This window comes from Candidatus Micrarchaeia archaeon, from assembly GCA_041653315.1.
Lineage (GTDB): Archaea > Micrarchaeota > Micrarchaeia > Anstonellales > JAHKLY01 > JAHKLY01.
The window spans coordinates 1-6,132 of record JBAZFO010000051.1 but is presented as its reverse complement, the minus strand read 5'-3'; the positions used below and the strand labels follow the sequence as shown (position 1 = coordinate 6,132).

The following is a 6,132-nucleotide window of genomic DNA, read 5'->3' as shown; positions in this document are numbered from 1 at the left end:
ATTCTATTTTTTTTATTTTTATAATATCTTATTGGGTATACTGCGTCTATATTCCAATTATATTCAAAATTTCCAATATTAGTAATTTCTATATTTAATTCCATTGGGCCAAAAATAGCAATTCCTTTTCCTTCCCAAGACCCAATTTTTTCTCTTATTGAATACTTTCCTTCAACTCCAAGAGTAATATCTTCAAGAAAAGTTATATTTGAATTTATTGCAAATTCTAATGCGTTTTTATCTGATTCAAGACTAAATCTATTTCTTACTTTTTGTGTATTTGTTGTTATATATAATTCATGCCTGTTTAAATTATACATATTCCAACCACTGCTAAAATTAGGTGTTTCAAAGGACATAGAAGGTAATAAAGTAACTCCTATTTTACCATTAAATATGTCATAAGTTGGGTAAAAATTACCTGTAATTCCTAAATTTGAGCATTCTGTAATATTATATTTAAAACCCAAATTTCCATAACCTGAAAATACTCCTTTTTTTTCTATTTCAAAATTTGCAATATTATAATTGCTTAAATTTATTTCTAAGGGAATTTTAAACATTAGATTTTTTCCTTCTATATAATAATTTTCAATACCTAAAAGATTATAAGCTCCAAATACAGATGTTTCAAATTCGAATCCAGAATTTTCTGTTTGGTTAGGGAAATTGTAATTAAATTCTAATAAAAGATAAGGGCTTAACATATATGTTTCTGTAGAAAAATTTAAACTTGAACCTAATAAAGGATTGATGTCCGCATTTAATCTACCTACTAAAATACCTGTATTTAATATTGTTGAAGTGTTTTGATTTTGACCTATTCCAGTAAATAAATTAAAGTTTGCTCCTGTAAATCCAATATCTCCAATATCTTGAATTGTTTCTTTTTTTATCCAATTTTCTTGTTTTTTAACAAATTTTTTAATCACATCATTAACTGCATTTCTTGCTTTTTCTTCTAGTCTATTTTTAGAAAATGATTCTAAATTTTTTAATTCTTCTATTTTTTTATCTCCATTTATTACATCTAATAAAAGCAATCCTTCTTCTTTTTCACCAGATAATTCAATTCCTTTTGGTAATATTTTATGGAGTTCTTTAAAAAATCCAATAATTTCTTCAGAGGTTTCTTCTTCTTTTAATCCTGCACTCAATTTTTTGAAATTAATTTTTACTTTAATTGTTTTATCACTTAATATTTTAGTCATTGTTCCTTGTTTAGTTAGAAGTTCATCCAAATCTATGCGATCATTAATATAAAAATATGCTCCCCCATTATTTATGTTTATACTTGTATGATTTTCTTCGTAATCTGTTTCTTTATTTTTAGTTTCTGTTTTAATATTTATGTCTAAATTAGACACAGAAATTCCGTTCCATTCAAAATTTAATTTTCCACTTGTTGATACTTTTCTTTCTTTTTCATTATCAATTTCTATTATTCTTGCACCATTTTGTAAACCAATTTCAAAAAGGTTTTCTTTTCCTAATGGAATTTTAAAATCAGCATTTATATCATATATTTTATCAATAGAATAAAGTTCTTCTCCAAAAATTAAATCATTTGTTGTTTTATTAAAAGTAAATATATCTTCATCTAATTTACTATAAATTTTAAATGAAATGTGTCCAATACCTTCGTTAGAGAGAATGATATTTCCACTTTTTATTTCTGTGTATATTTCACTTTGGACTGAATCATCTACAATAGATAAATTGATACTTGTTGAATCTGTATTTACAATTTTATTTTCTTCTATTGTAACTATAGTATTAGTTGATAAATCTAATTTATTTCCACTTTCTGGCGTTATTGTTACATTCAAATTTTCGTCTACAGAAATTGTTAATTTTATCCCATCAATAAATATAGTTGTTCTTGAATAATCTGGGTTTTCATCATAATATAAATTCATTCCAAAGCCGTTATAAAAAATATGGATGTGGTCCCCTTCTTTAGTTATTGCTACCTTTTTATTATTTACTTCAAAATAAAATCCATTTTCTGGGATAGTTATTGATAATGCATCTGAAATAACTCGTTCAGTACAATCTAAGTTTCCAGAAATATTTTTTATCTCTTTTAACTCCTTTAGTTCATTTCCATAATTATCAAATTGTATGGTAGAACTTAAAGTTTCATAAATTATATCTTTTGTTAAATCAGTAATTTCATCAAACTTTTTTCTGCTAAGATTAAAACCCATTCCTAGAATACTAAAATCAATACCTTTATTTTGTTCTGTGTTTGGAGTAATTATCCAATTGTTTATTGAATCAATATTTTCTCTTTTATGTGTTATTATTTCATTTTCTTGGTATGTAATTATATAATCAATATCATCAATAATCTTACTAATTTTATCTCTTTCTTTTTGTAATTCTTTTATTCCTTCGTAACCTTTTTCATATATTGTTAAAAAAACATGTTTTTTGTCTTCAATAGTTTCTAATCTGTTAGTAAATTTTAAAAGCCCATTCTCTTCTATAGCTTCTTCTATTTCTTTAAAACGGAATATTACATATTTTTCTAATTCTTCTTCAGATATATTATTAATATCTAATGCATTTCCAGTTATTTGTTTATACTTATTTTTGTTTATTTTTTCTATATTATTTTTTGACCATTCAATCATTGAATCAATTATTTCTTTATTATATAATAAATAATTTTCTCCATCTTCATCTATGTATTCTTTGTAAAATGTATCTTTTTCTTCTTTTTCGTATTTAAATATTTCATTTACTCCTTTAGTCCATTTTGATAGAATTAAAATAAAAGCAAGTTCTTTATCTTTTATATCTGCTAAATCAGCAATATAATTATCTAATCCTTTCATTTCTATATATTTATGAATTTGATTAAAACGAGACTCAACATATATTCTTAATCTATATTCTAATTCTTTTTTTAATTCTGATGATTTTTCTAATTCTATGGTAGTTAACCTTAATAAATCTGGATTTCCCCCAGTTATATCTTTAAATCTATTTTTATCTATTAAATTTCTATTTTTAATAGCCCAATCAAACATAGCAGTTTCTAGTTCTTTTTTATTATTTATGATTTCAGTATGTGTATTTTCTCTACTAATGTAATCTAAGGACATATTAATAAAAAGAACTCTTTACCTTTATAAAGGTTCTTTCTCTTAAATTATCGGTGATTTAATGACAGTTTTATCTAAAAAAACAATAGAAGAATATATAAAAAAAGGGAAAATTAAATTTATACCAAATATTAAAGAATCACAAATTGGCCGTTCTTCTGTGGATTTAACTTTAGATAATACTTTCTGGGTTTTTAAAGATACTTTTTCGCCAAATAAAGTTATTGATCTTAAAAAAATAGGATATAAATCAGCACTTAAAAAAGTAAAAACAAATAATATCATTCTTAAAAGCCAGGAAATGTGTTTAGGTATTACAAAAGAGAAGATAATAATAGATAAAGATATTGTTGGGAGATTAGAAGGCAGAAGCAGATATGCGCGTATGGGTTTAGCTGTACATATAACAAGTTCAGTTCATCACCCAAATTCTAAAAATGCAATAGTATTAGAAATAGTTAATATGGCTCCTTTTTCAATAAAATTAAATTCTGGTATGAAAATTTCACAAATAGTTTTTCATAAAATAGAATAAAAATAAAAAAAAGAGAATTATTCTACTTCTACGTTTGCTATTATATTTGCAATTGCATATTTTGGTGTGTTAATTTCATTATTCTCATCACTTTTTAAATTATATTCAATAAAAAGTTTTCCTTTTATTTGAGCTCCTGGATTTAAATGTATTTTTTCTCCATTAACTTTACATCCTTGAATTCCAGATGCAGCGAATTTAGTAAATGAAATTGGTTTTCTTGAAGGTACTTCTATATTTTGTGTATCTATCCAACATTTAACTTCAGTATTTTTATCTGCTCCTTCTACAAAAGCTACTTTTTTAATAATAATTGTTTCATCTTTTGCATGTTGGAATATACCATATAAATATCCATTTGTGTCTATAACAGGAATTACTTCATTACATACAAATCCTGCTTCTTCAAATATACACATTGGTGTTCCTTGTGCATATCTCCCAAATATTAATGCTCCCATACTCATAGTAAGTATTACTATAACTGCCAAAATAAGTATGATTACTATCCCAATTATCCATTTTAAAGTTTTATCCATTTAATTTCACCTTCTAATTTTTATTTAATAAATAAGATATTAAAAAGTATTTGTTGTTGTTAATATAAAAATAAAAAAAGAAAAAAAAAGAAATTATTTTTTCTTTAATTTCTTTAACCCAAGTGCTCCTTGTGAATTAAGCCACCATAGTATTATTGCTAATACTATAATAACTACTCCACCTATTAAGAGCAATCCAGATGAATCTCCTTCTTGACTACCAGTTTCTCCATCTATAGGTTCTCCTGTTTTTGAAACCATTAATGAGCCGCTTGCATCATAATTCTTAAATGTATAAGCCCATCTCCCTGCTTCAGAAGCTAAGAAACTAAAGTTTCCATTTTCATCTGTGGTATATGTATATACAGTTCCATCAGGTCCAATTACAGTTACTTCTTCTCCAGATATTGGATTTCCATTTTCATCTGTTACTAAACATCTAACTGTATTTCCATCTTGTGTACATTGAACTGTTCCTTCTGGATTTTCTTCTGTTTCTGGGATTGTTGGAATTCCTTCTTCTCCTTCTTGTCCATCTATACAAGCACTTGCTGAATATTCAATATCTGTTTTATGTACTCTTGAACCTCTTACTTTGAAGGTTATTGTTTCATCTCCATCTAATTCCCAATTTATTATACAACTTCCTTCTTCCATTGATGCTGCTGAAGGTGAGATACTATTTACATCTTCACAGTTTACATCATCAATTGTAGTTGTAAATTCAAATCCACCAGGTACTGTTCCTGTTGTTGTTAATTCAATTCTAATTGTTGTTTCATCAATTAATTCTTCTAACATTGAACCTGTATAGTCAATATATACGTCTCCTAATGCTTTTGAATCATCACATTCAATTGGAATTTCAAATGTATCGTCTGGAACATTTCCAGTTTGTCCTATTGGGGCTCCGCCACCACCTGTTGATCCACCCTCTGTTGATGCACCTACAGTATATGTTCCTGCTTCTTCTTCTAAAGCTGCTCTATTTGGATCTAACCCGGCTCCTAAGTATACAGTATATGTATATGTTCCATCTTCTTCATTGTCAGAACCATCTACTTCATAATAACATAAAATATATGTATTTAACCCTGAATATTCATCTCCATACCAATATCCATATCCATAACCGAAATAGTTATATCCATAATCATAACCATATCCATAATCTATTGAATCATAATTTCCATCATCATCGAATGTTAAAGTTTCTAATAAAGTTCCTTCATCATCATATAATTCACAATATGATGCTACTACATCAACGTTTGTTGCTGAGTTTGGAACGTCTAATTCAATTGAAGTTCCTCTTAAAATATCTTCTGTGTTCTTTGTCATGTTTACTACAACTGTAACATCATCTCCAGAAGTGAATTCATCTTCTTCATTTCCATCTGAATCTAATGTCCAGCTATTTTCAAAGCTCCATGCAGTTAAAGGAACTGCTAACCATAAGGCTACTACCATAAATAGTGCCAAACCAAATGCTATTAATGTTCTATTATTTGTAAAACCTTTCATAAAATTCACCTTTTTATATCTTAATAATGAAAGACACATTTATAAACTTTTTTTAAAGTTTTTTAAATTAACTTAACAGCAGTTTTATATATTTTTCTTAAATAATAATTTTCAGTTGAGTTTTATGATTGAAGTTAGAATACATGGCAGAGGAGGACAAGGAGCAGTTACTGCAGCTGAATTATTAGCTATTGCAGTTGGATATAAAGGAAAGTATTCTCAAAGTTTTCCTTATTTTGGTGTTGAAAGAAGAGGAGCACCTGTTCAAGCATATTGTAGAATTGATGATAAACCAATAAGAGTTCATCAAAATGTATATACTCCTGATTATGTTGTTGTTTTAGATCCTACTTTAATAAGTTCAATAAATGTATGTGAAGGATTAAAAAAAGGAGGAACAGTTATAGTTAATTCTCATTTA

Annotated in this window: 5 protein-coding genes; 2 read left to right on the top strand and 3 right to left on the bottom strand. The window is 26.5% G+C overall.

Annotation, left to right across the window (positions count from 1 at the left end):
• Positions 1-3,113, bottom strand: a 3,113-nt coding sequence (locus tag WC356_07135; GenBank protein MFA5382917.1) for a hypothetical protein, incomplete at its 3' end; no start/stop codon positions are given.
• Between the two features lie 61 nt (positions 3,114-3,174).
• On the opposite strand from WC356_07135, the gene dcd reads away from it, so the two are divergent.
• Entirely contained in the window at positions 3,175-3,648 is a 474-nt protein-coding gene (gene dcd / locus WC356_07130) for a dCTP deaminase (GenBank protein MFA5382916.1), read from the top strand.
• A 17-nt stretch (positions 3,649-3,665) separates the two neighbouring features.
• Here dcd and WC356_07125 read toward each other — a convergent pair whose 3' ends face one another.
• Both WC356_07125 and WC356_07120 read right to left on the bottom strand, forming a co-directional pair.
• Positions 3,666-4,187, bottom strand: coding sequence for a hypothetical protein (locus WC356_07125; GenBank protein MFA5382915.1), 522 nt, complete (start codon positions 4,185-4,187; stop codon positions 3,666-3,668).
• Between the two features lie 93 nt (positions 4,188-4,280).
• Positions 4,281-5,711 carry a carboxypeptidase-like regulatory domain-containing protein gene (locus WC356_07120; protein ID MFA5382914.1) on the bottom strand — a complete coding sequence of 477 codons (1,431 nt, stop codon included), beginning with the start codon at positions 5,709-5,711 and terminating at the stop codon, positions 4,281-4,283.
• Positions 5,712-5,835: 124 nt separating this feature from the next.
• On the opposite strand from WC356_07120, the gene WC356_07115 reads away from it, so the two are divergent.
• Positions 5,836-6,132 (top strand): 2-oxoacid:acceptor oxidoreductase family protein (locus WC356_07115; protein MFA5382913.1); only part of this gene is annotated, 297 nt, incomplete at its 3' end.